This window comes from Sporosarcina oncorhynchi (assembly GCF_033304615.1).
Lineage (GTDB): Bacteria > Bacillota > Bacilli > Bacillales_A > Planococcaceae > Sporosarcina > Sporosarcina oncorhynchi.
This window is the reverse complement of record NZ_CP129118.1, coordinates 2,657,097-2,680,925: the sequence shown is the minus strand read 5'-3', so window position 1 is coordinate 2,680,925 and position 23,829 is coordinate 2,657,097. Positions and strand designations below refer to the sequence as shown.

The following is a 23,829-nucleotide window of genomic DNA, read 5'->3' as shown; positions in this document are numbered from 1 at the left end:
GTATTCTAACATAAACATCATAGAGAGAAGGGTGAGAACATGAAAAGAATAGCATCATTATTTTTCGCGATTTTGCTTCTTGCAGCTTTAACGGCATGTAATGTGAAAGATGACCGGAACGAGATGGGTGGAGCTAGAAAAGCACCTGCTGAAGTAGAGCAGCCTGCTGCGGAAGAAGAAAGTGTAGAAGATGTTGAAGGCGAAGACACAGATATGGACGACGCCGATTCAACGGAAGATACGGAAGCCGACGACAGCGATTCAAAGTAAATCCAGTCAGCAACGTAGAAGTCCTACAATCAAACAACTAATGAACGTCAATAGAAACAAGTAAAAAGGAAACCAATCAGCGATATACATGATTGGTTTCCTTTTTTCATTAGCCAAATCGTTGCCAGGAATTATATACTGCCAGGAATTCAACACAGGAGGAAAAGTCAATGTATTCTTGGTCTATCCTCCATCTTGAAAATGACAGTGCATAAGGTTCGTGCTGTGAACTAATTGTCACTGTGCACGGGTAGCTTGTCAGGAAGACTTTTTCGTTTTCATTAAATAATGCGCGTTGATCCAGGAAGAAATCGGGATAACAAGTGCAATTCCTGTACCAGCACAAAGAATGAGCATCAGTTCGGAACTGAATATTTTCGAATTGATGATTTCTCCGATGGAATAGGAGAGGTCTTTGAACCAGATGAGTAGCGCCAAATAGCCGCCAAAAAATGCGAAAAACAATGTATTCGTATCTGTTCCCAGAATGTCACGTCCAATTCCCATACCTGAAGCGAACAGCTCTATCTTGCTAATGGAAGGGTTCCGTTTAAGTACTTCATGCATCGAAGAAGCAATGGAGATGGCAACATCCATGATTGCGCCGATTGTGCTTAATATAATGACCGAGACACTGATTTTAAGAAAATCAATGCCAATCAGCAGAGAGTAACCGCTAATCGCCTCTGTCTCTTCCTCACCAAATCCTTGAATCATCAATGTGTCCGATACGAAGAAAATGAAGACGAGCAATACCGTAATTGTGATCATCGTAGACACGAATGCAATGATCGTTTTACGGTTCACTTCATTAATGAAAAACAGGCTGATGCAGCCAATCAAAGCACTGGCGATAAATGTCACTACGACAGGGTTAACAGCAGGTGCCAACAGAAATGCGAGTGTGAAAAAGATCACACCGAAATTGAGAAACAGCGACAGGAACGAACGCAGTCCATTCTTTCCGCCTATCCACAGCATGAGCGCGAATAATATAACTGCAAGCACGACGATAGCATTCATAAGCGAGCCTTCTTTCTATCGATGAAAAAGAGCGATGTATAGACAGCAATTGGAATTGTCAACACGATGCCAATCCCTCCAACTAAGGCGCGGGTCACTTCCAGCGACAAATTCATAGAAAACGTGAATCCTAATGGCGTCCCATTTTTAAACGACAGGACAAGCATTGGAATCGAACCGCAAATGTACGCAAGGAAAAGAATGTTTGTAATCGTCCCCATAATATCCTGGCCGATGTCCATCCCGGATTCCTTCAATGCTTTTCTGCTCAGTGACCGATCTTTCTCGTATAACGCAAACATCGACGAAGATAACGTAATGGCGATATCCATAATCGCACCAAGTGATCCGATGAACAATCCGCCAATAAAGACGAGCCGGTAAGGACGGGTGACGAATTGCATCTCTTCATAGCGAAGGCCGTTGTCCGAAGTAAGGCGTAGGACGAGCAATGCGATTGCCAAGGAAGCTACGGTTCCGACTAACGTTGCAACGATTGCTGCATACGTCTTTTCGCTGAAACCGCTAACGAAGACAAGCGAGATGCACGTGAATAACAGAATGCAAATCCCACATATGAGCAACAGATTCACTGAGGGGTTGTTGACATAAATATCGAGTGCAAACGATAAGATTAGGACATTTAGGGCAAAGCTAATAATGGCAAATACGCCTTGACGTTTGCCGACAATCATTAATGCGAAGATGAAAATCCATGCGATAATTAATGCGTGCTTATCCCTCTTTACATCGGTAATAATACCGGTCAGATTATCTGCTCCAGCGACTTGTTCATCGGGAAGAACAAACAAATCATTCCCTACTCGGTATTCCTGGTCATAGGCACCTGAATAGGAATAATCGTTTTGCAGTGAAATCAGCATGCCTTTTTGGGGACCGTTTTTCATCTGGGCCGTAATATGCTGTGTGAATAATGTATCTTCATTGCCGTGGCGATCGGTTGTAGCAGTTGTTTCTTCAAGTACTGTTTCGATCACTTTGGCGATGGGCCGATCATAAAATGTGTAGTTCAAATTAACAAATAGGATAGATAGTATGATACAAAAGAGCAGAAGGCAGTATCCAAGCACTTTTTTAACGGAGAATTTCAATTCGGCACCACCTGTCATTTTTCTGTAACCATATCACATGCCTGACTCTATACGAAACAATCCAGTATGAAAGATAGGCATATTTAAATGCATTTAGGGTACTTACAAGTATATCGTTTTTCCGCATTCATTGAAATCTGTGCGAGGTCTGATACAATCAGTTTTATTATGTAAAACCAATGAGAGGTAGAGGAGGTCGATTATGAATATTGCAGTTGCCATTGATGGTTCTGAAAGTGCAATCAGTGCGACGAAACACGCACTTACGCTCGTCAAATATTTACCAGATACCCATCTGGAAATTATTTTCGTCACCGATTTTAATAAAGTTGAAGATGAACGCCTGCTGAAAAATAGTGTTGAACACTTAAACGCTTACCAACAGAGAAATGTCCGTCCAATTGTAAAGCTGGCGGAACAAGAAGGAGTTGAGCCGACGATTACATTACTGACAGGTGCAACCGGTCCAACGATTATCAAATATGTCAATGCCAATGAAGTGGATCATCTCGTTATCGGAAGTAATAGTCTGAACGCCTTCAAAGGTTCGGTATTTGGTGACATTAACCAAAAAGCAGTGAAGCGAATGAGATGCCCAGTGACGATTGTAAAGTGAAGGAATAGTTATCATTCAAATACATCGACTTTCTTTCGAAAAAGATTGGAACCTCTTGCCAATCGATTGATCTATGCTATAGTGAAATTGAAAACTAAATTAAGTTAACCACTGGGGGAGTCTTTGTGAAAGACTGAGACGTGTATCAATATGCGGACCCTTAGAACCTGATCTGGCTCATACCAGCGTAGGGAAGTGGATCGCATGTCTTCCTATGGTTATCTTACGCCGATTTGCGAGCCGCTTCTTCAACGTACGTGTTGAGAGAAGCGGCTTTTTTGGTTTTCCAAAATTAGTAGAGGAGTGGTTGGGATGACGATTTGTGAAGAGGTACGGAGACAATACGGTGGGGTTTTTGAGTCCAAATTGAAAAGTTGTCAATGTGAGAAGCATTTTGGGAATCTGGCATATACAAAACAGCAATGGTCTCTTTTAAATGAGGAGGTTCAAGTATGAAGGCAGGAATTCCATTGCTCAATGAAGTGCGTAAAACAAGCCCGATCGTCCATTGTATAACGAATATCGTTGTGGCGAACTTTCAGGCAAATGGCTTGTTATCACTCGGAGCTTCCCCAATTATGGCGGCTTCAATCGAAGAAGCGGCAGATGTATCTGCTTTTTCTGCAGCTACACTTCTTAATATCGGTACACTTGATAGTAAGGTCATCGGATCGATGATTGCTGCAGGGCAAAGCGCCAATGCCAATGGTCATCCACTCGTATTGGATCCAGTCGGTGCAGGAGCAACTACGTTTCGTAAACAGACCGTGTCAACACTGCTGAATGAATTGGACGTAACGCTCATCCGTGGAAACGCCGGCGAGATTGCAGCCATTGCTGGTGTTGCCTGGAATGCGAAGGGTGTCGATGCCGGAGAAGGTACTGCTAATATTCAGTGGGCTGCGAAAGATGTGGCTGTTCGCCATCGATGCCTAGTGGCAGTTACAGGTGAAACGGATCTAGTGACGGATGGAGAAAAAGTATTGCAGATTACAGGCGGCCATCCGCTCATGAGTAAAATCACGGGTATGGGTTGTTTGTTGAGTGCCGTTGCAGCCGCATTTCTAGCTGTTGGCAAGAACGACAAGCTTGAAGCAGTCGCATATAGTCTAGCGTTTTATAAAAAAGCTGGTGAATGGGCGGCCGAGCGGACTGAGGGGCCAGGGGATTTTGAGGTCCATTTTTTGAATGCACTTCATCTCCTGACTGATAAAGACCTGAATCACGCATCACTATTCATTCAAGAGGAGGTTTTCTGACAATGACTTCAGTGACACTTACAATCGCAGGATCTGATAGTGGTGGAGGGGCAGGCATCCAAGCAGATCTGAAAACATTCCAGGAGCTCGACACGTTCGGGACATCTGCGCTGACTGCGGTCACAGCTCAAAATACGCTTGGTGTGCATGCCGTCCAACCGATTGAACCAGCTATGGTCGTTTCGCAGATCGAAGCGGTGCTAGATGATTTCACGGTAGGTGCAGCGAAAACGGGAATGTTGTTTTCATCGGAAATTATTGAGGCAGTTGCGGATACGTTAAAGCGGTACCCATCATTTCCGCTCGTAATTGATCCTGTCATGATTGCGAAAGGCGGCTCTTCATTGCTACAACAAAATGCGATTGATGCTTTGAAAGAGCAACTCATTCCGCTTGCAACACTATTGACACCTAACATCCCTGAAGCAGAAGTGCTGACAGGCATGTCTATCAAATCATTAGCACATATGGAGTCAGCTGCACAGCAGTTATTGCAGATGGGTTGCACTGCCGTAGTCATGAAGGGCGGTCATCGGGAAGATGAACAATTCGCGGAAGATCTGTTCATGTCAGCAGAAGGCGATTACTTCTTAATGAAGAGCGAACGAATCCAAACGAAAGATACACATGGAACAGGCTGCACGTTCGCAGCAGCAATTACCGCGGAACTCGCAAAAGGTGCAACGATTCGCGATGCCGTCATCAAAGCAAAGCAGTTCATTCAGGCGGCGATTGAGGATGGATTAGGAATCGGACATGGTCACGGACCAACCCATCATGCAGCGCTTCGAAAACGAGGGCTTGCGGAACGAAAGGATGTTGAATTGATTGGAAAACGTTGACTACGGTTTGTATTTCATCATGGGTTCTGTGAATGCGGACAATCCGTTGTCTGTTCTAGAAGATGCGTTAAAAGGCGGAATAACTTGTTTTCAATTACGTGAAAAAGGCATAAAGGCTTTACAAGGAAATGAAAAAAAGGCTTTCGCGCAAAGTTGTCAACGGCTATGTGCTCAATATGGCGTGCCGTTCATCGTCAATGATGATGTCGAACTAGCTATTGAAATCAAAGCTGATGGTGTGCATGTCGGTCAGGATGATGCTTGCGCAGTTGAAGTCCGTAAGAAAATCGGGCCAACTAAAATACTTGGTGTTTCCGTCCATACGGTCGAAGAGGCGAAAGCGGCGAAAATCGCTGGAGCGGATTATATCGGTATGGGGCCGGTATATGCGACAGTGTCCAAAATGGATGCTAAACCAGTTGCGGGTACAAAGATGATTCAGGAAGTGTCCGGTCTCTATCCGGATTTACCAATTATGGGTATAGGCGGCATTACAGCGACGAATGCTGGACCTGTGTTTCAGGCAGGTGCATCCGGGATTTCAGTCATATCAGCAATCGCTGCCGCAAAGGATGTCGAGAATGCAACTTTGGAGCTGAAAGGGGTTTTCTTGCAATGGAAAGGAAAATCGAAAACAGTAATCGGATAAGCACGAAGAAACTCGTGCTGATGACGGTTTTTACAGCGATTGCAGTTGCCGGTTCAACATTTGTCTCCTTTCCCGCTGGAATTGCCCGCGCGTATCCGATTCAGCATGCCGTCAATGTAGTTGCAGCGATACTTTTAGGACCGTTGCCCGCGGTCATTATCGCTTTCATGACGGGGCTAGTTCGTATCTTAACAGGAACAGGTTCACTTCTTGCGTTTCCAGGCGGAATGATCGGTGCAACGCTTGCGGGTTTAATGTATAAACATTCCGGGCGTGCATGGATGGCGGCAGTCGGCGAAATTATCGGGACAGGATTGATTGCATCGTTGTTTGCAGTTCCATACGCCGCTATTCTAATGGGAACGACTGTGACTGCCTTCTTCTTCATGCCACCGTTTCTCGTATCAAGTATTAGCGGGGCGGTACTCGGTATTGTCGTTGCAGTAAGGCTTCAGGCAATTCCCGCTAGTAAACGACTGCAAAATTATTAAATGTATCGGTAACAAGGAATAATGTAGTTGAATTGACTTAGGAATTCGTCATTTGACTAGTAGAATGTCATTTGTCATAAAGACGTAAATAGAAAAATTGATTTAACGCTCCTTTAACTTTCAGCTTATATGATGAAATGTATACGTTTGAAGGAAATGGAGGAAACGATAATGAAGACGATTCTATTTCGTAGCATATCGGTAATAGCAATGATGGTGCTACTGTCAGGATGTAGTGAAGCTGAAGGGTTGATCCAAAGTGTGGAAAGTCTGATCAAGAATGTAGATCAGATGGTACAAGATGAAGCAGCGAAAGAAAAGACCGATACAAGTGAAGAAACAGCAAGCACGGGAAAAACGGGTGTCACTACCGTAGCTGCAGAAACAGAAGTGGATGAGCAGGAAGGTGAAGATCCTTCGACAATGTTTGGCGAGGGGGAAGATGAAGGCGGCGTATCGCCAGACTTTTTCTATGCAGTTTCTCCATATTATGACTTATATGAAGGGAATATCGATCATCCAAACGGCTACTTCATGCCAATGTATGACGACTGGCAGTTGGTAGCGGAGATGGAAAACGGCGATAATGGTATATGGCAAGGAAAGTTCTGCCATGACTCTAACCCTTATAATGTCGCCCAGCAATATTTTGCGGACCTGGAAGAGTACGGATTGAATTTGGATGCCACTTGGTTTGAAGATGACGGACAGGAAACGGCGGAAGGATTCGATCATAGACGATTTGCTTATTACTATGGAGCTGATTTTAGCGGAACAATTGAACTTCTCGAACTACCTATTAGTGGTAAAATCGAATTCTTCACAGATTCACGTGGAGAATATTGCGCAGTATCTACAATCGTATTTGAAGATTAATATAGTCTGCGTGTACTTCCATTTTCGAAGGGAGTACACGTTTTTTATCTGAAAAAAGTCGTTTTAAAAGAGCGTGCCTACTGAATTATAGGAACTTTACCGTAATAACAAGATTAAAAAAAACGTTGACTTGTTTCTTGTTCATGTTGTTTTATATGTCATGTCGTGATATAGTCACGGCATGACATATAGCAACGAGACATATGGAGGAGTTTTGTGGAAAAATTAATAAAGAAATATGTGCCGATGACAGAAACGGCATTCTACATACTGTTATCACTGACTGAGCCCCGTCACGGATATGGAATTATCCAGTGTGTCGAAGAATTGACAGACGGGCGATTAAGACTAGGATCTGGAACTGTCTATGGGACACTGACAAAGATGCATAAAGACGCGATGATAGCGGTTTTTGCGGATGAAAAGCGAAAGACAATTTACGAGGTAACAGATCGTGGGAAACTGATCATGCAGGCGGAAATGGTTCGTTTAGAGGAACTACACAAGAATGCAACAAGATTCAGGAGGGAATTCATATGAAGAAAATGCGATGGTTTTGGAGTTATCGAATCACTGAAACCGAACAGTGGCTTTCCAAAATGGCAAGGAATGGTTTTCATTTAATTGAATTCAATCCTACTCTCCGGACGTTTACATTTAAAGAGGGGCCGAGCGCTGACGTCACATATTCAATTCAATTTGACAAAGCTGAAGTCCCAGAACGACTACTACATTCCGGTTGGGAAGTCGTTACATCATCTGGAAAGTGGCAGATTTTACAGAATGAATCTGAAGTAATCACCTATACTCCGATGCGTGAGACTCTCTTTAAGCGCAATCGATTGCATGCTTATTTGCTCTTGATATTCTCTACTTTTATTCTATCTGGCATGCTCCCGTTTTTCTTCATATGGGGAATATCTTCACATGTAATAACAGGAAAAATCATGCTTGGTCCTATGACGATTCCGCTACTAATTTTCATCACGTTAACGGGCTTAACAATATTTGTATTCCGGTCTTATCGAAAATTTGAAATGAATGAGATGGGGGCAGAAATCGATAGGAATAGTAGAGGGAGAAAAGTTCGGAAAATGCGCCCGGGTTGGATGTATCAACCATTGCAGACGAAGGAATGGCTTGAGGAATTAGCAGCTGAAGGCTTAGTGCTAGAGTCTGTAAGGGCGGCCGTATTTACATTTAGAAAACAGAACCCCCAACTGATCGGCTACGAAGTGAACTTTGAGCCTAAAGTGAATACGGACTTCTATTCTTTTCATAAAGAGACTGGTTGGCAACTAAAGTTCACATCGAATATTTCATGGCTCAATTATTCGATTTGGGCAATGCCGTATGAAAAAGGTGAAGAAATTCCTGCTTTCGTTTATGATCCCGAGGAGAAGAAAAGGTATGTTAAGAGGGCTTTCCGGATGAATCTAGGTTTAGGTGCATTTGTTTTACTTATCTGTTCTCAATCATTCTATGTGAACACTTTTGTTGTTCCAGGACCTTTTCTCGAGTGGTCCTATATGGGTGTGTTACGAATAGTATTGGGAATTACCCTAATTATGTGGCTGGGCATGCTCATTAAGATTATTGTAGGCTATCGAAGAGAAATGAAACTGTTGCACGTATAGAAAAGAAAGAGCCAAGTATTCTACCGTCTGAAACGGTAGTGTACTTGGCTTTTTCATTAATTAAATCTGAAAAACATTTCCGCAATCCTGCATTCAATGCCGTAAAGTCCATACATGCAATTGCTGACAGTTCAGAAAGAGGAAAGTGTTTGAGATGGAACAGGATGATGTTTAATAATGAAACGAACATTGTACGTTATCGAACAGAAAGTCGCTGTAGTAAACTTGTCTTATTTTTTAAACGCATCCCAATTCTGGATATTCTAAGAAGGTATTACCCAAACTTTATATCTATATCCATTATCTATTGTCTTTTTCGCAAAGACCCTGAATTCCTTCATCTCCGCAAGTGTGTCATAACCATCATACAGTTTTGCATAAATTTCGTTTCCTATTGAATCGGCCCAAACATCTGCTTCGAACAAGCTATCGAATATTATACTTTCCCTTTTCCATTTAAGCGTCAACTTTTAACCTCCTGTCTAGCCCGACTATAGAAATAGGGTACAAATCCTTGTTACAGAATTGCACCCATTGTTAGGATTGTTCCTATTCTGCCAACTCCGAAAAGAACCGTCTAATATCTTCTGGTAATTCCTTGACGGAGAGAATTTTTAAGCGCTCTGTGCCTGGAGTAGTCTCGATGAGAAAAGATTTACCATAGTATTCAAAGACTGTGAACTGGCTAGGCTTATACATCGAACCCTCCTTAATAGCGTTAAAATCTTCTTCTGTAATATTGCCTTCATACCCCTTTTCCATCAACTTCTTCTGAACACTCTCAAAACTTTCCGCGAAAGCCAGTGCTTGATATAGTTCAAGCGAATTTTTTGGTGTGAAATACATTTTGTAATAGATTAAACCCACAGCTATGATTAAAAGGATAAGCAATAGTGGTGTCTTATTCATTAATGCTCCATTATTTTTCAAAATCCTCCCCCCCGCATTTGTATATTTCCTTCCTTAACAATACGGCTGCCTCCTCATTAATAAACACAAGTTAAAAAGGACTCTTAATACTAACTGCCCCTTTTGAAGCACAATCCATATACCGTTAAAGCACCCACTGATTGAATAAGCCCTTTCACTCCCCACTACTTTTCCTGTCATACTTCGTGAAAAATGTAGTCATCAAAACCATAAAAATAGGTAATAAACTCCATAAAAAGAATCCCCAGTGTTTCGTTATAAGTGATAATACTATGAAGAAAACAAGTGTTACAATCGAGATGTAAACAATACGTTTTTGATATTTACTCACACCACACACCCCTTCCTTAAATATTTCATGTTTATTGCAACTTAGATTGTTCCGCAAAATGGACCTATTGTTGAATAAGCTCTATACAGACTGCATTCTGTTGCTCGGAGAGGAAGATGGCCGACTCCGGAGGGATCAGCGAAAGCGGTAGCTTTTCGAGCATATCTGCCTTAATTTCTGTAAAGAACACAGAAACACGGCAAAGCAAGTTCTTCGTAACTCGCTTGGAAAGCGTGCCGTCTGGAGCGCAAAGCAACTATTTGTATGCAAAATAATTGTCCGTTTGCGACACGGGTATAGTTCTACTATTGATACGTTCATAAGGTGTTAAAAGTTTCATTTTTCCGACGGTTAAGAATTCCTGAATTATGTATCGATCTCATAACGTCAATCTTTCAGTTATAATACGAAAGATATCCGTAATATTTCTAAAAATGGTCTCTTATTAACTCAACTTTCGCAGAGTGAAATCGGCAAATAAGCCCTGATATAACAAGGCAAACCTTCCATCCAATGCAGGACTTGTTTTTGAATCAAGTTTCTGGTTTGTCTTCCCGTCTTCTTTAGTGCGTCTTTAAGAAACCCGATCAATTCCTGCAATGCGCACGCCCAGTCGAGGTCATCAATTTCATCACATAGTTCGTAGAACAGCCCGCCAAGTGTCCGGGGATCTGCTTCATTGTGGTGTTGCCAGGAGAGGACGATAAATCGTGTGAATACGATGGTTGTGTGACCAATCAAACTGCCATACGACCGAACCTGGAACTCCTTGGCCAGATTCAGCAGTGATTTGGCCGTCTTGAAGAAGACCTCGATGTCCCATCGCATACCATAGATTTTGATAATCTCCTTTTCGGAAAGCGTACAGTCTGTAGAGAGGATGGCTAACCAGTCGCTTTTCTTATTCTTATTCTGTACAAAGACCATTTTTACTTGGATGCCGTCGGAAAGCTCGCACAAGATTGAACGGAGGATGCCAAACTGCCCTTCTTGACGGCGTGCCAGTTGATAGAGTCCAGTCAAATCGACAGGTTTCCCTTCCACAAAGTACCGGGTCTTGTTCTTTTTGACCATCCCAATGACACCGATTCCTTCGGCTAGAACATTCTTAATCAGCGCAGGCATGGTGAACCAGGAATCCATCAACAGGAATTCTGCTTCGATACCTGCATGTAATGCTCTTCGGACCATTTGGGGGAGTAAATCTGTTGATTTCTCAATGGCTTCTTTCCGACGTTTATAACCGGAAGTCCGCTTGTCCAGTTTTTCTGCTATCCCATTTTCCGTCTTCTTAGAACTCTGGAGCGTAAAATCGACAGGTAGGAAGGTCATGCCATCTGACCAACCCAAAGTAAGCATCTTAAATCCTTTGTAATAGCCACCCGATGCATGGTCATACAGCCTGGCGAGTAGTTCCACTTTCTTACTTCGATCTCGACGGTATGCGGAATCATCTACAATCAGGACTTTTCGTCGGTCCTGTCCTGTCAACCGGTCGACTTTGCGAATCGCCGAACTGCTGAGCGACAAAAGGAACCGACGCCAATTGAAGGTAGACTGATCGAGGAAACGGTAGACGGTATCTTTGCCGGGCAGATCCCCCGCCCGTTTGGACTGCAGGAGCGAGAACCAGTTCCGTTGCTGAAAAATCAGGCAGAATACGAGTCTAAAAAGATAGGAACAGGTAAATCCGAAGGATTTAGAAATACCGGCTTCTCGTAAATGCTTCGTAATTTCTAGTTCTTTAAATGCAGCTTCTGCTTCGTTTGGCATTTGAAAGTTACATGGTTTTTGGTTTATCATGGGAGAGACACCTCTTCTATGGTTAGTGTTGTATGGTAACTCCACTATACCAAACCGAAGGGTGTCTTTCTTTATTTACATGCAATGTCAAGCATACAATTACTAGTAGTTCGAACGGTGGCAGTTCAAGGCTTTACAGAGAATTCATTGGTGCGAAAGTTGAGTTATTAAGTTTATGAAATGAATAAAAGCACCGCTATATGCGATGCTAATTGGCTTGTTATTTCATCTTTTGTACCAATCAACTGAACGGGTTAGTAAGTGGGTATATTTCTGTTGGCAAAACAGCATGTTTATTTAGGATGCTTCTGCTATATGGGGAAGGTGCTGTGTAATTTCACATGTAAGAGCCATGCGGATGCAAAATAAAGGATTTCTATATGCTTGTGCTATACTAAAATCTTACATAAACTGTGTTTAGTCAGGAGCATTCACTATGAAGAAAGTAGCTTTATATATTTTCTGTTTATTTTTTGCAACAGCAGGTTTCGGTCATTTTATCCTCGAACCGTTTTTCACAGGCGCTATGCCTGAATGGGTGCCTTTTCGCAAAGCTATCGTGTACATTTCCGGTGTCATGGAGATTCTCTTGGCAATCGGTTTGTTTATGAAACGTACAAGAAAACAAGCGGGATTATTAATTGCTGTATTCCTAGTGCTCGTTTTTCCAGTAAATGTGTATATGGCCTTAACGGCTGAAAACTATGATGTGCCTGCAATTGTATTATGGTTGAGGTTGCCATTGCAATTCGTGCTCATTTGGTGGGTATTAAAAATCAGGAAATAATAGAGCATGCTGTTTTTAGACGATCTATGATTCTTAATATGTGTACAGAGGGATCCTGCCGGGCACTGACTTGGCAGGATTCTTTTTATCATTCTGCACCAATGTCCAAGTATTTTCTGAATGGCGTTTTAAAAAGACAGCCAACACTCTGTAGTCTTCTCCAGTTTCCTAGCTTATTTTTAAGACGTAGTTGATTGACATAACATATTCGAGTGTAGAGATAGCTTGCGATCGGTAATGGAAAATAGAGGATGTCGAATTTTGTCGAAAAAACTAGGTAAAACGAACTTCACTAGTGTATAATTTAGGAAAAAAGAATGAGGGATTATCCTAAGAACATTTCTCGTTTAACTAGAAAGGAGGAATAGTCACATGCTCCAATCTGTTTTATCTAATTTATGCGTGATATTGCTTAGCCATTTAATTATCAGTCAATTGGTTAGTAACCGGGAGAAATTTGGGCAGCTAACACTGCGTTATCTAATCTTGTTAATGACTTCATTCACTGTCATTTCGATGTTTTATCTCCCCATTCAAATCGGCGAGTATATTTTCGATCTGCGGCTTATCCCACTCATCATGCTGGCTTTATTTAGCGGATGGTCGAATACGGTGATTGTTTTGTTGGCAGCAAGTGCATGGCGCTATTTTATCATTGGTGGGACTGGAGCGATTCCAGGCGTGCTTTTCGGTATGGTGCTTCCCACGATTTTTACATTAATTTATGCTCACTATCTTACGAATAACGGAAAACCTTGGGATAAAATCATTCTTGTCACTATTTGCTGGGCCATATCGGATATCCCGCTCATATTTATACTTCCTGACGGTTTTAGCGTTATGAAACAGATTTTCGTCATGCGCTATTTCTCTTTTCTCGGCGCCGCTATTCTCTATTACGTACTGATAGAGCTTGAAAACAAACAGGTTGGAATGAAAACGCAATTGCGTTTTCTGGCAACACATGATCAGTTGACAGGATTGCTGAACAAGCAAGAATGTATTAGGCTTGCAGAGATGAAGATGAAGTCTGAGCAAAAAAATAGCTCGCATTTCATCGCCATGATTGACCTTGATCATTTTAAAAAATTAAATGACAGTTACGGACATGCCGCAGGCGATCAAGCCCTAATTCAAATGGCGAAGATATTCAAATCCGTCGTGAATGACCGTACATTAGCAGCACGTTATGGCGGAGAAGAATTCATAATGTACTTCTGTGCAGGGAGCGAAAAGGAAGCGATGGATGAACTAAGCGCTATGCACAATCGGATTCGACATACATTATTTCAAGTGAAAGAAGACGAAGCGATATCCGTCACCGTGTCGATCGGAATTGCCCAATGGCCGAATGATTCATCCATACAATATGCCATCAAGGAAGCGGATCGAAAGCTATATCTCGCAAAAGAACAAGGGCGTGACCAAATCGTTTATTAATATGCGCTTCAACTAGATGGAGGGACAATAAAAAGCCGAAAGTCCACTGTACCTATAAAGGTACGGGGACTTTCGGCTTTTTGGGTTATTACTTGTTCAGTGTAGCAGTGATAATGGTGACGAGGTCATTCAGTTCATCTACAAGTAACTGTAATGAACTGGAGATGTAATTTAATTCATGTGAAGCTGCGGACTGTTCTTCCGTCGTTGATAGAATCATCTCGATATCTTGCGCAAAGTGGTTTGTAATCTCTGACACTTGGTCCATGATTTCATGCGTGTTATCAGAATGGGTTAGCAACGTACCAGAAGCGAGAGAAATATCGCTAATTTGTTTGCTGACATGGTTAGTGGACTTTGAAATACCTTCAAACACTTCTTTTGTCACACCGATTAGTTCAGTTCCTTTTTGAATATCTGACAAATTCAGATGAACTTTTGTAGACACGTTCCCAATACGTTCTTGAATGCTTAGTATGACCGTTTGAATATCACTTGCAGATTTATTGGACTGAGAAGCAAGTTTTCGTACTTCCTCCGCGACGACTGCAAATCCTTTGCCCTGTTCTCCTGCACGTGCCGCTTCAATAGATGCATTTAACGCGAGTAAATTCGTCTGTTCAGCAATAGAAGAGATTAATCCGATATACGTATCAATATCCTTTGAGTAAGAAGACAGATCGTTGACCAGTTGCTCGACGATTGTTGAGGACTCATTAATTTTGTCCATCTGTTCAGCCATGCTGACAACAGTTTCATTACCTCTGGAAACTTGCTCTAATGTATCTTTCGCATTGTTATTCATATTGTCGGCATGTTCGTTGATTTGCATGATTTGTGCAGAAATCGTGTGAATGCTTTCAATGCCAGTTGATAACTTACTTACCTGCCCTTCAGTACCGAGTGCGACAGTCTGGATTGAACTAGTAATTTCTAGTCCTGCACCAGCCAATTGCTCTGAACTCGAAGAGAGGTGATCAGTTGAATCAGCTATTGATAAACTTGTCCGATTGAGACTATCGAGCACCTTCTGAATCGTTGCCTGCTGTTGTGCAGTTGTTTCTTCGTACTGTGCGATGCTCTTTTGTTTCGTATAGATGAATAAAATAGTCGCAGTACTAATCAAAATCAAGTAAACGGCATGGATAAGCAACAATGTGAAAAGGTAATCCGACGTTCCACAAATTAATTCGGGAATGAAGAAATAACCGAGCAGATGATGAACAGCGAAAATCAATGTACTCATGATGATAAGTTTTATCTGATCGAAAAACGCAATCATTGCAATGACCATGAATATGGAGAAATGATATTCCACAAGACCGTCACCTGCAGCTATGATTGAAATGCTACCAAAAGTCATTGTCAATGTAATCAGGATGGGTAACGACTTGGACTCCTTATTGATCCTAAGCAGGACAATCGAAACGATGAAAAGAATAATCGGAAAGAAAAACAATAGATTTCGGATGATTATAAGATTCCCACTCAGCGAATCGATTCGATTGAGAATCAAATGATCACTGAGGAAATTGAATTGCCTGTGTAGAACGTTTGTAATAATTGATAATAGAATCGTAATCGATGCAAAAATGATCATCAGGCTGTTTCTGTGTAACTTGCTCATTATGTGTAGCTCCTGTTCGCTATAATCTCAAGACGGAATTATGATTAAGTTTATATCTGTATATACAAATACCTGCACTGGTTAGTGGTTCGGTGCAGGTATTTGTAAACAGTTATTTAGTTTATTGTTCCAATGAACCATATCGTCTAACTAAGTAGTATACAGTGCTATTCTTACAAAACTCTTAAATTATGCAGGATCCGTAAAGTTATTTGTTTTATAGCTAGTTATGGATGGTCTTCAAAAAAGTTATTTTTCAAGTTGACTAGGGACTTCCAATCGTTCAGGTCCCATATAAAACACAGCGAATATGGAAATCGCCACGGGGATTAACGCCCATAAGAAAGTCGAAGATATCGAGTGGGACATTGCATTCGTAATGACGTCCAGCACATCTGGCGGAATCATTTTTCGCGTTTCGGGCAAGAATGCATTTTGGATATTCCCGAATGATTCGACTCCGCTTCCACCATTACCAGATAGTTTTGCGAAGCCCGTTGCCATTTCTGATGCCAAAATCTTTGTTTGAATTGCTCCGAAAATCGTAATGCCAAGCGCCAATCCCAATGACCGGAAAAAGGAGTTTGTCGAGTTGGCAGATCCGCGATAGCGGAAATCCATCTTGTGCACGGAAGCTGCGGGCAATAAAGAAAAAGAGAAGCCAACGCCGAAACCGACAAACACCATATATGTCGATAAAACACCTCTTGCAGTATCGGGCGTAATCGTACTCATTAAAATCATGCCGATTGAGTAAGCGATGACTGAAATGGCCATGATTTTACGGTAAGACATCTTGGTCTGTAAAATCCCGCCAAGTGCACTGCCTGCAACTGAACCAAGCAACATGGGCATTAGAATAATTCCTGCATTGGTCGCTGACCCACCATAAACGGCTTGCACAAATATCGGGATGAAAATCGTCAGACCGATAAATGTCGCTCCATATAAGAAGGCAAGAATTTGCGACGAAGCAAACAACCGGTTCTTGAACATCCAAAATGAAATGATCGGTTCCTTAGCACGTGTTTCAGCCCAGATGAAAGTGATGAAAAACACAGCAAAAATACTGAATAACGTTATGCTTTGCCAGGAAGACCAGGCAAATTGTTTTCCTCCGAATTCAAGCCCGAACATCAAACTGACGACTGCAGTGACAAGTGTTACTGCACCAAGCCAGTCGATTACTTGCTTTGAAGGTTTTGTCGCTTCATGATAAAACCGTACGATTAAAAAGAGAGCGATTAATCCGATAGGCAAATTCACATAGAAAACCCAGTGCCAACTAATCGATTCCGTAATCCATGCACCTAGTAAAGGGCCGATGACACTGGAAGCACCGAAAACCGCGCCAAGAAGACCAGTCATTTTACCCCTTTGTTCAGGTGGGAAGACGTCGAATACAATTGTAAAAGCAATCGGTAATAATGCGCCCCCTCCGATTCCTTGGATGGCCCGGAAAGCAGCAAGTTGCGGAACGGATTGGGCCAAACCACAAAGTGCAGATCCAATCATGAAAACAATGATTCCAAACACGAAAAATCGCTTTCGGCCATACATATCCGATAGCTTACCGAAAATCGGCATACCCGCCAGTACAGCTACTGCATAAGCCGATGTAATCCATATATAACTATCCACGCCACCTAAATCTCCTAATATCGAACCAAGCGCAGTTGCAACAATCGTATTATCCATTGCTGCCATTAATATACCTAGCAAAATACCTGCGAGTACGAGTCGCAACTTACGTTTATCTGCCATTCCAGCAACTCCCTTTTCCAATATACGCAACTATCGAATTGATTTGCTAATTTACTTTAGCAGTTATTTAGCCGTTTTGCACGTCTATATATACGTGATATGCGTGATATGCGTATATAAGTAGATTCATGCAATGTCAATTCAACAGTGAGTAAATGCGTTGGTCTTCAAGTGTGTGCTTGAGGAAGATGTCACAGCTCGGGAAAGGGTAAAGTGAAATAAGTTGAGGGGGAAAAACAAAAGTTTGCGTGAATTGCATACGATTGAACGGAAGGGGATTGAGAGAAATGGAGACGAAAAAGAGTGAAGGAATACTTGTGCATGATTTTCATCATGAGTAAAGTACCATGCACAAGCAATAAAAGATTAGCGCTTCTTCTTTTTATAATCACGCGGGTCTGTACTTCTCTTTTCTACGATTTTTTCAAATTCGACAGTTACAGCGTATTTTTGGTCTCCTATTTGATCGACATGTAACACCTTTGCGTTTCGTCCTTTAATCCTGACGTTTTCCTGCGCGGAAGGTACGATATTGCTGGCATGGTTAAATACATATACTCGATTCTCATAATAATGAATAGCGAACATGTCCCAATCTCCTTTTCTCGTATAGCTTTTCTCTCTTTCAGTTTATGAGGCTGTCCAAGATTTAGAACGTACTGCTAAAAGAGGGTTTGGAAGGTGTCGTAGCGAAAGGGAAAGGTAATGGACTCAATTCTAGAAAGGAAGACATCATTCATGAAAAAGAAAATTTACGGGATTCACGATGACAATACATTACGCCAGTTCGATAATTGTTTACAGACAGGTCAAGTGGCGGGCGGGGTGTTATGTGCAGATGGCCATTATGGATACAGCCAGCCCGTCGGAGGCGTGATTGTCTATGACGGTCAGATTTCACCTTCTGGCGTTGGATACGACATCGCCTGCGGCAATAAAGCAGTACGAACCAATTTAACGTGGAATGAAATCGAAAAGGACTTGCCGCGGCTAATGGATGAAATAGCGACAATGATTTCGTTTGGCATTGGGCGTAAGAATAATGAGCGAGTGGACGACGCGATGTTCGATGATCCCGATTGGCTCGTCTATAAGGAAATCGGTCAACAGGAACACGATAAGCTGAAGAAGTTGGCGAAAGACCAACTCGGAACGGTCGGAGCCGGGAATCATTTTGTCGACCTCTTAGTGGAGCAGGAAACAGGTGCGGTGTGGGTAGCCAATCATTTCGGAAGTAGAGGTTTTGGCCATAAGACCGCAAGTGGATTTCTGAACTTGGCGAACGGTCGAGGGTTTTCAGACCGGGCACCGGGTGAGAGTATGGAGCAGGCACCGACATTAATTGATTTAAATAGTGAACTTGGGGATTTGTATTACCGCGCGATGGAGTTAAGCGGAAAGTTTGCTTATGCTGGAAGGAATTATGTGATTGATAAAGTGTTGTCCATTCTAGGTGCAACATCAGAATTTGAGGTGCACAACCACCATAACTATGCATGGAAAGAGAAGCATGCAGGCAAGGATTATGTCGTCGTACGAAAAGGAGCGACTCCTTCTGCGCCTGGACAAATGGGGTTCATTGGCGGAAGTATGGGTGACATATCTGTCATCGTGCGCGGTAAGGACAATGAAGCGAACGCGGATTCTTTTTATAGTACCGTTCATGGGGCGGGAAGAATTATGAGCCGAACCCAAGCGGCTGGGAAGATGAATTGGAAAACGAAGAAGCGAAGAGGCGGAGAGATCTCTCAGGAACAGATGGATAAAGCAATCCGAGATTACGGAGTGGAATTACGTGGCGGTGGGACAGACGAGAGTCCATTCGTCTATCGAAAACTGCAGGATGTTCTCGACGCACATGATGAAACAATTGATGTGCTGCATGTATTAAAACCGGTCGGTGTATGTATGGCGGGTGCGAATGAGTACGATCCATATAAAGATTGAGGAATGCCGGGTTTTCACTGGACAGCAAGTTGTTCAGGAAACCTGGCGTTTTTTAATATGTAACCGATTTCTGACGAGCTTCGTCTAACGAGTAGGAAGGAGGCGGGGGAATGGATGACAAACAATTACGCGGCAACACAAATGATGAACAAATCGAAGAACTAATGACGCGATTCGGAGAAGAAATTAAGCGTTTGACTTATACATATGTGAAAGACCATGCTGCAGCGGAAGACGTGACACAAGAGATTTTCCTGACGGTTTATTTGAAACTGGATTCATTTACGGCTAAGTCATCGATCCGGACATGGATGTACGCGATTGCCATTAATAAATGCAAAGATTATTTACGGAGTTGGCATGTGAGGAAAATGACGGTGCAGGACAATATCAAAGATTTATTGACGTCTAAACAGAATGGACCTGATAAGGAATTTGAAGTGAAAGAGGAAGGCTCACAACTAGTCGAAGAAGTATTGCGATTGCCTGTTAAGTATCGGGAAGTGATTCTGCTTTATTATTATCGAGAGCTGTCCATTAAGGAGATAAGTGAGATTCTCGGTATTGGTGAAAGTACGGTTAAAGTGAGGCTCCACCGTGGTAGGGAAAAGTTGCGCAAGCCATTGGAACTCTTGAATAGGGGTGAAGCGAATGGATAAGAAGTTGAAGGACTTAAAGAACGATGTAGACACGACTATATCACCAACAGCATATTTCACGGAACAGGATCGCAAGCGAATTCGCTCGAAAATCAGGGCAATGCAAACTGTAAAAACTACGAAAAGACGCTTGAGTTTCTGGCCGACTGTACTGACAACGGCTGCCGTTAGTGCGTTCATCTTCCTTATGGGCGGCATGGCTGGTAAAGAGCTTGGTCTTTTCGCGACGGGTGAAAAACCGCAAATCGAACCTCCGCAAGAGAATGTGCCACCTGTGATAGGTAGAGATGAAAACGATAAACCCCTTGAAATTGACACAGGCATGCTCAATATCCATTATCAGGACATCCAAGGGGATACGGTTATCTGGTCGGGTACAAACGATACGCCTGAATCTGGCTCAATCGGCTATGATATGGTGACCTATAATATGCGCACTAAGGAATTCGGGGAGATCATTACATCTGATTTTGACTTTGAAGTATATGGTGGGCAGATTAATGAAGACTGGATTACTTGGGTGGATGCGGGGTTATACAAAGATACTGGTAAATGGAGAATTTATGCGCTCAATCGGGAAAACGGCAAGAAAATGAGTATCCGAGAATCCAGTGACGTTGCTGGTTATAGCAATCCCAATGTAATGGAGCCGCGGATTACGATGAGCAGCGGAGCAAACCGGTTAGCTTGGGCAGAGCCCGTTGCAGGGGAAAATAGGGTATTGATCCAATTGTATGATTTGGACACTGGGATTTTGCAAACTGTTGGTGAATCGGATGTGCATGCAGTTACAATGTTATCGGATAACTATCTTCTTTGGACAGAAGGAGAGAAAGTTTTTAACGTCTACTCCATTGAAGAAGAGAAAGTGGATGCTACATTCCACAATACAATGGTTACTTATACACCATCGTTGAACGACACGTATGCTGTATGGCAGGAAGCGACCCAAACGAGCGACAGTCGGCTCGTGATGAGTGCCATTGCAGGTTCGAAGGAAGTCGAGCTGTTCCGTGGAGCTATCAACTCCTTTGGTATTGGAGAAGACTATGTTATCTGGGAAAGTGACCAGACAATCTACGCGTATTCATGGGCCTATCGTGAAACGACGGAAATCGGACGAAACGGTGAATTTCCTGTCATTCGCGGCAATACGGTGATCTGGCAGCAAGTAAAGGAAGGTTCTGAGCGTACTAAGTTGCAAGTTGTGGAGTTAGAAAAACCGGAATTTGATGAGTACCAGGACAAAATGATTAAAAAAGAAGACCTTGGTGAGCGTCATGAAGGATTGGAAGAAAATCTTAAGAAATGGCTTGCTACAAATGATGTTTTTGGAACGAGTTTGAAAAGCGGGCTTTACGGGGCGTATATCGATAATGAAGGGACCGCTGTCATCGATTTTGTCCCGTTTATGAATTTGATTGGCGTACCCTCAATGGAAGATAGGTCTGCTTTGTTGAATGCGGTAACTGAAATCATCTTGCGCCATTCTGAAGTGAATAAGATCTCTTATTCATTTAATTTAAACCGTACCGCTTTCTTTGATTGGATGGGCTCGGATGAGCAGATATATACGAGAGATGTTGAGTATCAAGAAGTTCCTTCTGATCAACTATCCCTTCAGGATTCTGAAATGGCTTATGAAATGTGCGTGAATGTGCTCACTGACTATTATAAAGCCGTCTGGAACGGATCCAATATTAATTTGGATACATTTATTACGAACGATAACTTAAAGCAGTATGTGCAAAAGAAAATTCAATCTCAACATGATCTGCATGCGGGTTTTACGGATAGTAAAGTGAAAAACATTGAAATTTCCAATTGGGAAGTGACATTCACTGATGATGCAGACGGAGGATTCTTGTATTTGAAATTACCTGCGGACATTCAAAAGCATTATGGAGGTGGTTATGGGGAAGTCACTGAATTTCTCGTGCGTAAGGTAAACGGGAAGTTAATCATAGTTGACTGGTATACGGGTGGAAAAGATACGTATGATTTCATGGTGCGAGGCGAAAATGAGACGATTGACAACCCCGATATTTGGGATGATCGTGAATGGGTACAACAGGTAACTAAGAAAGTGAATGAGTTTTCAGGTTCCACTAAATAACAGCACAATCAATATGTTGTGTAACTTAGAACATTCACGACAAACGCATTTGTCGTGAATGTTTAAACATGCCTGCAACAGGGTATATACATAATGTAAGGGAAATAGGTAGGTGATTTGATTATGAAGAAACAATGGAATTTCATTATGGAAAACAAACTTATTACTGTATTCAGTAAAACAAAAAAGACGGCTGAACAGGAAGCCCGTAAGATTCATAAAGAGTTAAAACAGGAAGTCTTATAACATACACCGGCCCCTTAATATGGCTGGTGTATGTTATTTTAGTTCGCCAATTTTCACGTTATTCATCCTTTGCTTTATAATAAATGACAAACAGACAGGGGGCTATTTAAAATGAAGCTTTTTAAATGGATCGGAACTGAAGAGGAAGCGCAGCGAATAATCGAGAATGCATCGAATGATAAAATTATCTTTCTTAAAAATGACGATGAAGCGTTGTTGTTACAAGAGGCGGATGAATCTTCATTTGAAAATGTAGAAGCGTATGAAGTTCTTGATCGTACTGGCGAATTATCGACAGAAGGATTTGCCGTATTGAACAATATTTCCTGTCACGGAAGAAGGAAGGGAATTATTCGAACAGCGATTCCGTAACCGTGCAGGTTTAATTGAAGAGGAGCCGGGCTTTATCGCCATCCGTGTCCTGAAACCGCTCGAAACGGATACGTATGTCATTTTGACGATGTGGAAGGATGAAGCTTCATTTAAAGGTTGGCAACAGTCGCAAGCCTATAATAAAGCGCATGCGAAGCGCGGCACAAACGAAGGTATCGACAAACGACCGAATATCTTTGCGAGACCCTCATTTGTGACGACGTATCGTTAAGAGCAATTGTTCTTTCAATCGCTGTTGCTCACAACATTGGATGTACGTTGTGCCTGCATGTAGTTTTCGGGATAATAGTCGCAACATAAAAAACAGGCTACCCGTCAAAACCGGATAGCCTGTTTTTGTCTAGTAATCAATCATTCTCAAGCGCTTTCTGTGCATCCCTGACATTCTTCTGGACAGTAACCGCTGCAAAGACACTAAGCACAAATGCCATTGCATAGAAGCCTTTTTCACTCAATACGATACTACCTGCATTATATAAGCCGATTGCCATTAGCGTGACGGCAATAATGAGGGCGAACCAGCTAATACCGAAATAGATATTCGTGACGGGAATACCTTCGTCTTTATCCCGTACTGCTTTTTGCAATGAGACGGCCGCATACAGACCGAAGATAAGAATTGCGAAATAATAGCCTTTTTCATTAAGTTCCATTGCTGCGTTATATAAGCCTAGTAAATATGAAATGACGCCGATTGCGAGTGCTGCCAAAGCAGCCCCTTTGAAAGCGGCAGTAGGTTCACCTGCGCGTCTCACCATTTTTGGTTTCGGCTCTTGATTTATTTCTTTATTGAACAAATCCCCACTATCATTATTCATGCATAAACCCCTCCCTTCATATTATCATAGCCAAATGTTGGATGCCCGGCAATCCATTTCCATGTGTTTTCATAATCGTTACTTTTGTATGAAGCGAAGAAAGCGTCAATAGACCTGCATATTCGTTCGAGAAAGTGCAATTGAAATACAGGCGAATGGTAAAGATTAATGGTATAGTGGAATTCTACTTATA

The 23,829-nt window shown here is 42.2% G+C and carries 24 protein-coding genes, 1 pseudogene and 1 riboswitch; of the genes and pseudogenes, 16 read left to right on the top strand and 9 right to left on the bottom strand.

From position 1 onward, the window contains the following. Positions 1-39: 39 nt before the first annotated feature. Positions 40-270: a lipoprotein gene (locus tag QWT69_RS13105; RefSeq protein ID WP_317966324.1), complete on the top strand. Its 231-nt coding sequence runs from the start codon at positions 40-42 to the stop codon at positions 268-270. A gap of 258 nt (positions 271-528) precedes the next feature. On the opposite strand, the gene QWT69_RS13100 is transcribed toward QWT69_RS13105, so the two are convergent. Together QWT69_RS13100 and QWT69_RS13095 are read right to left on the bottom strand one after the other, a co-directional pair. Then, positions 529-1,293: a YibE/F family protein gene (locus QWT69_RS13100; protein ID WP_317966323.1), complete on the bottom strand. Its 765-nt coding sequence runs from the start codon at positions 1,291-1,293 to the stop codon at positions 529-531. Further along, on the bottom strand, positions 1,290-2,423 hold the full coding sequence (locus QWT69_RS13095; protein WP_431312290.1) for a YibE/F family protein: 1,134 nt from the start codon (positions 2,421-2,423) through the stop codon (positions 1,290-1,292). The genes QWT69_RS13100 and QWT69_RS13095 overlap by 4 nt, the downstream gene beginning before the upstream one ends. A gap of 184 nt (positions 2,424-2,607) precedes the next feature. On the opposite strand from QWT69_RS13095, the gene QWT69_RS13090 reads away from it, so the two are divergent. The 8 genes from QWT69_RS13090 to QWT69_RS13055 all read left to right on the top strand — a co-directional run bounded on the left by QWT69_RS13090 (position 2,608) and on the right by QWT69_RS13055 (position 8,775). Further along, positions 2,608-3,021, top strand: coding sequence for a universal stress protein (locus tag QWT69_RS13090; protein WP_317966321.1), 414 nt, complete (start codon positions 2,608-2,610; stop codon positions 3,019-3,021). 103 nt (positions 3,022-3,124) lie between these two features. Then, positions 3,125-3,232: riboswitch (TPP riboswitch) on the top strand. A gap of 241 nt (positions 3,233-3,473) precedes the next feature. Next, the gene (gene thiM / locus QWT69_RS13085; RefSeq protein ID WP_317966320.1) at positions 3,474-4,280 is read left to right on the top strand and encodes a hydroxyethylthiazole kinase; all 807 of its coding nucleotides are present in this window, start codon (positions 3,474-3,476) and stop codon (positions 4,278-4,280) included. A gap of 2 nt (positions 4,281-4,282) precedes the next feature. After that, the gene (thiD, locus tag QWT69_RS13080) at positions 4,283-5,122 is read left to right on the top strand and encodes a bifunctional hydroxymethylpyrimidine kinase/phosphomethylpyrimidine kinase (protein WP_317966319.1); all 840 of its coding nucleotides are present in this window, start codon (positions 4,283-4,285) and stop codon (positions 5,120-5,122) included. After that, the gene (gene thiE / locus QWT69_RS13075) at positions 5,109-5,771 is read left to right on the top strand and encodes a thiamine phosphate synthase (protein ID WP_317966318.1); all 663 of its coding nucleotides are present in this window, start codon (positions 5,109-5,111) and stop codon (positions 5,769-5,771) included. Before thiD ends, thiE begins: the two co-directional genes overlap by 14 nt. Continuing rightward, positions 5,738-6,262 carry an energy coupling factor transporter S component ThiW gene (gene thiW / locus QWT69_RS13070; RefSeq protein WP_317966317.1) on the top strand — a complete coding sequence of 175 codons (525 nt, stop codon included), beginning with the start codon at positions 5,738-5,740 and terminating at the stop codon, positions 6,260-6,262. Before thiE ends, thiW begins: the two co-directional genes overlap by 34 nt. 171 nt (positions 6,263-6,433) lie before the next feature. Further along, positions 6,434-7,138 (top strand): hypothetical protein, encoded by a 705-nt coding sequence (locus QWT69_RS13065; RefSeq protein ID WP_317966315.1) that lies wholly within the window; start codon positions 6,434-6,436, stop codon positions 7,136-7,138. A 246-nt stretch (positions 7,139-7,384) separates the two neighbouring features. Then, a complete protein-coding gene (locus QWT69_RS13060; protein WP_317971097.1) occupies positions 7,385-7,678 on the top strand; it encodes a PadR family transcriptional regulator in 294 nt (97 codons plus the stop codon). Then, positions 7,675-8,775, top strand: coding sequence for a DUF2812 domain-containing protein (locus QWT69_RS13055; RefSeq protein WP_317966313.1), 1,101 nt, complete (start codon positions 7,675-7,677; stop codon positions 8,773-8,775). The genes QWT69_RS13060 and QWT69_RS13055 overlap by 4 nt, the downstream gene beginning before the upstream one ends. A 263-nt stretch (positions 8,776-9,038) precedes the next feature. Here the strand turns inward: QWT69_RS13055 and QWT69_RS13050 are convergent, their stop codons facing one another. From QWT69_RS13050 to QWT69_RS13040, 3 genes are all read right to left on the bottom strand, one after another. Continuing rightward, positions 9,039-9,242 carry a hypothetical protein gene (locus tag QWT69_RS13050; RefSeq protein WP_317966311.1) on the bottom strand — a complete coding sequence of 68 codons (204 nt, stop codon included), beginning with the start codon at positions 9,240-9,242 and terminating at the stop codon, positions 9,039-9,041. A gap of 82 nt (positions 9,243-9,324) precedes the next feature. Then, positions 9,325-9,705, bottom strand: coding sequence for a hypothetical protein (locus QWT69_RS13045; RefSeq protein WP_317966309.1), 381 nt, complete (start codon positions 9,703-9,705; stop codon positions 9,325-9,327). Between the two features lie 781 nt (positions 9,706-10,486). Next, a complete protein-coding gene (locus QWT69_RS13040) occupies positions 10,487-11,839 on the bottom strand; it encodes an IS4 family transposase (protein ID WP_317966307.1) in 1,353 nt (450 codons plus the stop codon). A gap of 436 nt (positions 11,840-12,275) precedes the next feature. On the opposite strand from QWT69_RS13040, the gene QWT69_RS13035 reads away from it, so the two are divergent. Continuing rightward, a complete protein-coding gene (locus QWT69_RS13035; protein WP_317966305.1) occupies positions 12,276-12,626 on the top strand; it encodes a DoxX family protein in 351 nt (116 codons plus the stop codon). A 372-nt stretch (positions 12,627-12,998) separates the two neighbouring features. Beyond that, positions 12,999-14,066: a GGDEF domain-containing protein gene (locus QWT69_RS13030; RefSeq protein ID WP_317966303.1), complete on the top strand. Its 1,068-nt coding sequence runs from the start codon at positions 12,999-13,001 to the stop codon at positions 14,064-14,066. Positions 14,067-14,154: 88 nt separating this feature from the next. Here QWT69_RS13030 and QWT69_RS13025 read toward each other — a convergent pair whose 3' ends face one another. The 3 genes from QWT69_RS13025 to QWT69_RS13015 all read right to left on the bottom strand — a co-directional run bounded on the left by QWT69_RS13025 (position 14,155) and on the right by QWT69_RS13015 (position 18,045). Then, a complete protein-coding gene (locus tag QWT69_RS13025) occupies positions 14,155-15,693 on the bottom strand; it encodes a methyl-accepting chemotaxis protein (RefSeq protein WP_317966301.1) in 1,539 nt (512 codons plus the stop codon). A gap of 249 nt (positions 15,694-15,942) precedes the next feature. Continuing rightward, complete coding sequence (locus tag QWT69_RS13020; protein ID WP_317966300.1) at positions 15,943-17,457, bottom strand: MDR family MFS transporter; 1,515 nt, start codon at positions 17,455-17,457, stop codon at positions 15,943-15,945. A gap of 366 nt (positions 17,458-17,823) precedes the next feature. Then, entirely contained in the window at positions 17,824-18,045 is a 222-nt protein-coding gene (locus tag QWT69_RS13015; protein WP_317966299.1) for a hypothetical protein, read from the bottom strand. Positions 18,046-18,195: 150 nt separating this feature from the next. On the opposite strand from QWT69_RS13015, the gene QWT69_RS13010 reads away from it, so the two are divergent. The 5 genes and pseudogenes from QWT69_RS13010 to QWT69_RS12990 all read left to right on the top strand — a co-directional run bounded on the left by QWT69_RS13010 (position 18,196) and on the right by QWT69_RS12990 (position 23,029). Beyond that, positions 18,196-19,404: an RtcB family protein gene (locus QWT69_RS13010; protein WP_317966298.1), complete on the top strand. Its 1,209-nt coding sequence runs from the start codon at positions 18,196-18,198 to the stop codon at positions 19,402-19,404. Positions 19,405-19,514: 110 nt separating this feature from the next. Then, positions 19,515-20,063, top strand: coding sequence for a sigma-70 family RNA polymerase sigma factor (locus tag QWT69_RS13005; RefSeq protein WP_317966297.1), 549 nt, complete (start codon positions 19,515-19,517; stop codon positions 20,061-20,063). Further along, the gene (locus tag QWT69_RS13000) at positions 20,056-22,179 is read left to right on the top strand and encodes a hypothetical protein (protein ID WP_317966296.1); all 2,124 of its coding nucleotides are present in this window, start codon (positions 20,056-20,058) and stop codon (positions 22,177-22,179) included. Before QWT69_RS13005 ends, QWT69_RS13000 begins: the two co-directional genes overlap by 8 nt. Positions 22,180-22,302: 123 nt before the next feature. Then, positions 22,303-22,425: a hypothetical protein gene (locus tag QWT69_RS12995; RefSeq protein ID WP_317966294.1), complete on the top strand. Its 123-nt coding sequence runs from the start codon at positions 22,303-22,305 to the stop codon at positions 22,423-22,425. A 111-nt stretch (positions 22,426-22,536) separates the two neighbouring features. Then, positions 22,537-23,029, top strand: a pseudogene (locus QWT69_RS12990) (antibiotic biosynthesis monooxygenase family protein). Positions 23,030-23,165: 136 nt separating this feature from the next. Here the strand turns inward: QWT69_RS12990 and yiaA are convergent. Beyond that, positions 23,166-23,636 (bottom strand): inner membrane protein YiaA, encoded by a 471-nt coding sequence (gene yiaA, locus QWT69_RS12985; protein ID WP_317966292.1) that lies wholly within the window; start codon positions 23,634-23,636, stop codon positions 23,166-23,168. Positions 23,637-23,829 lie beyond the last annotated feature (193 nt).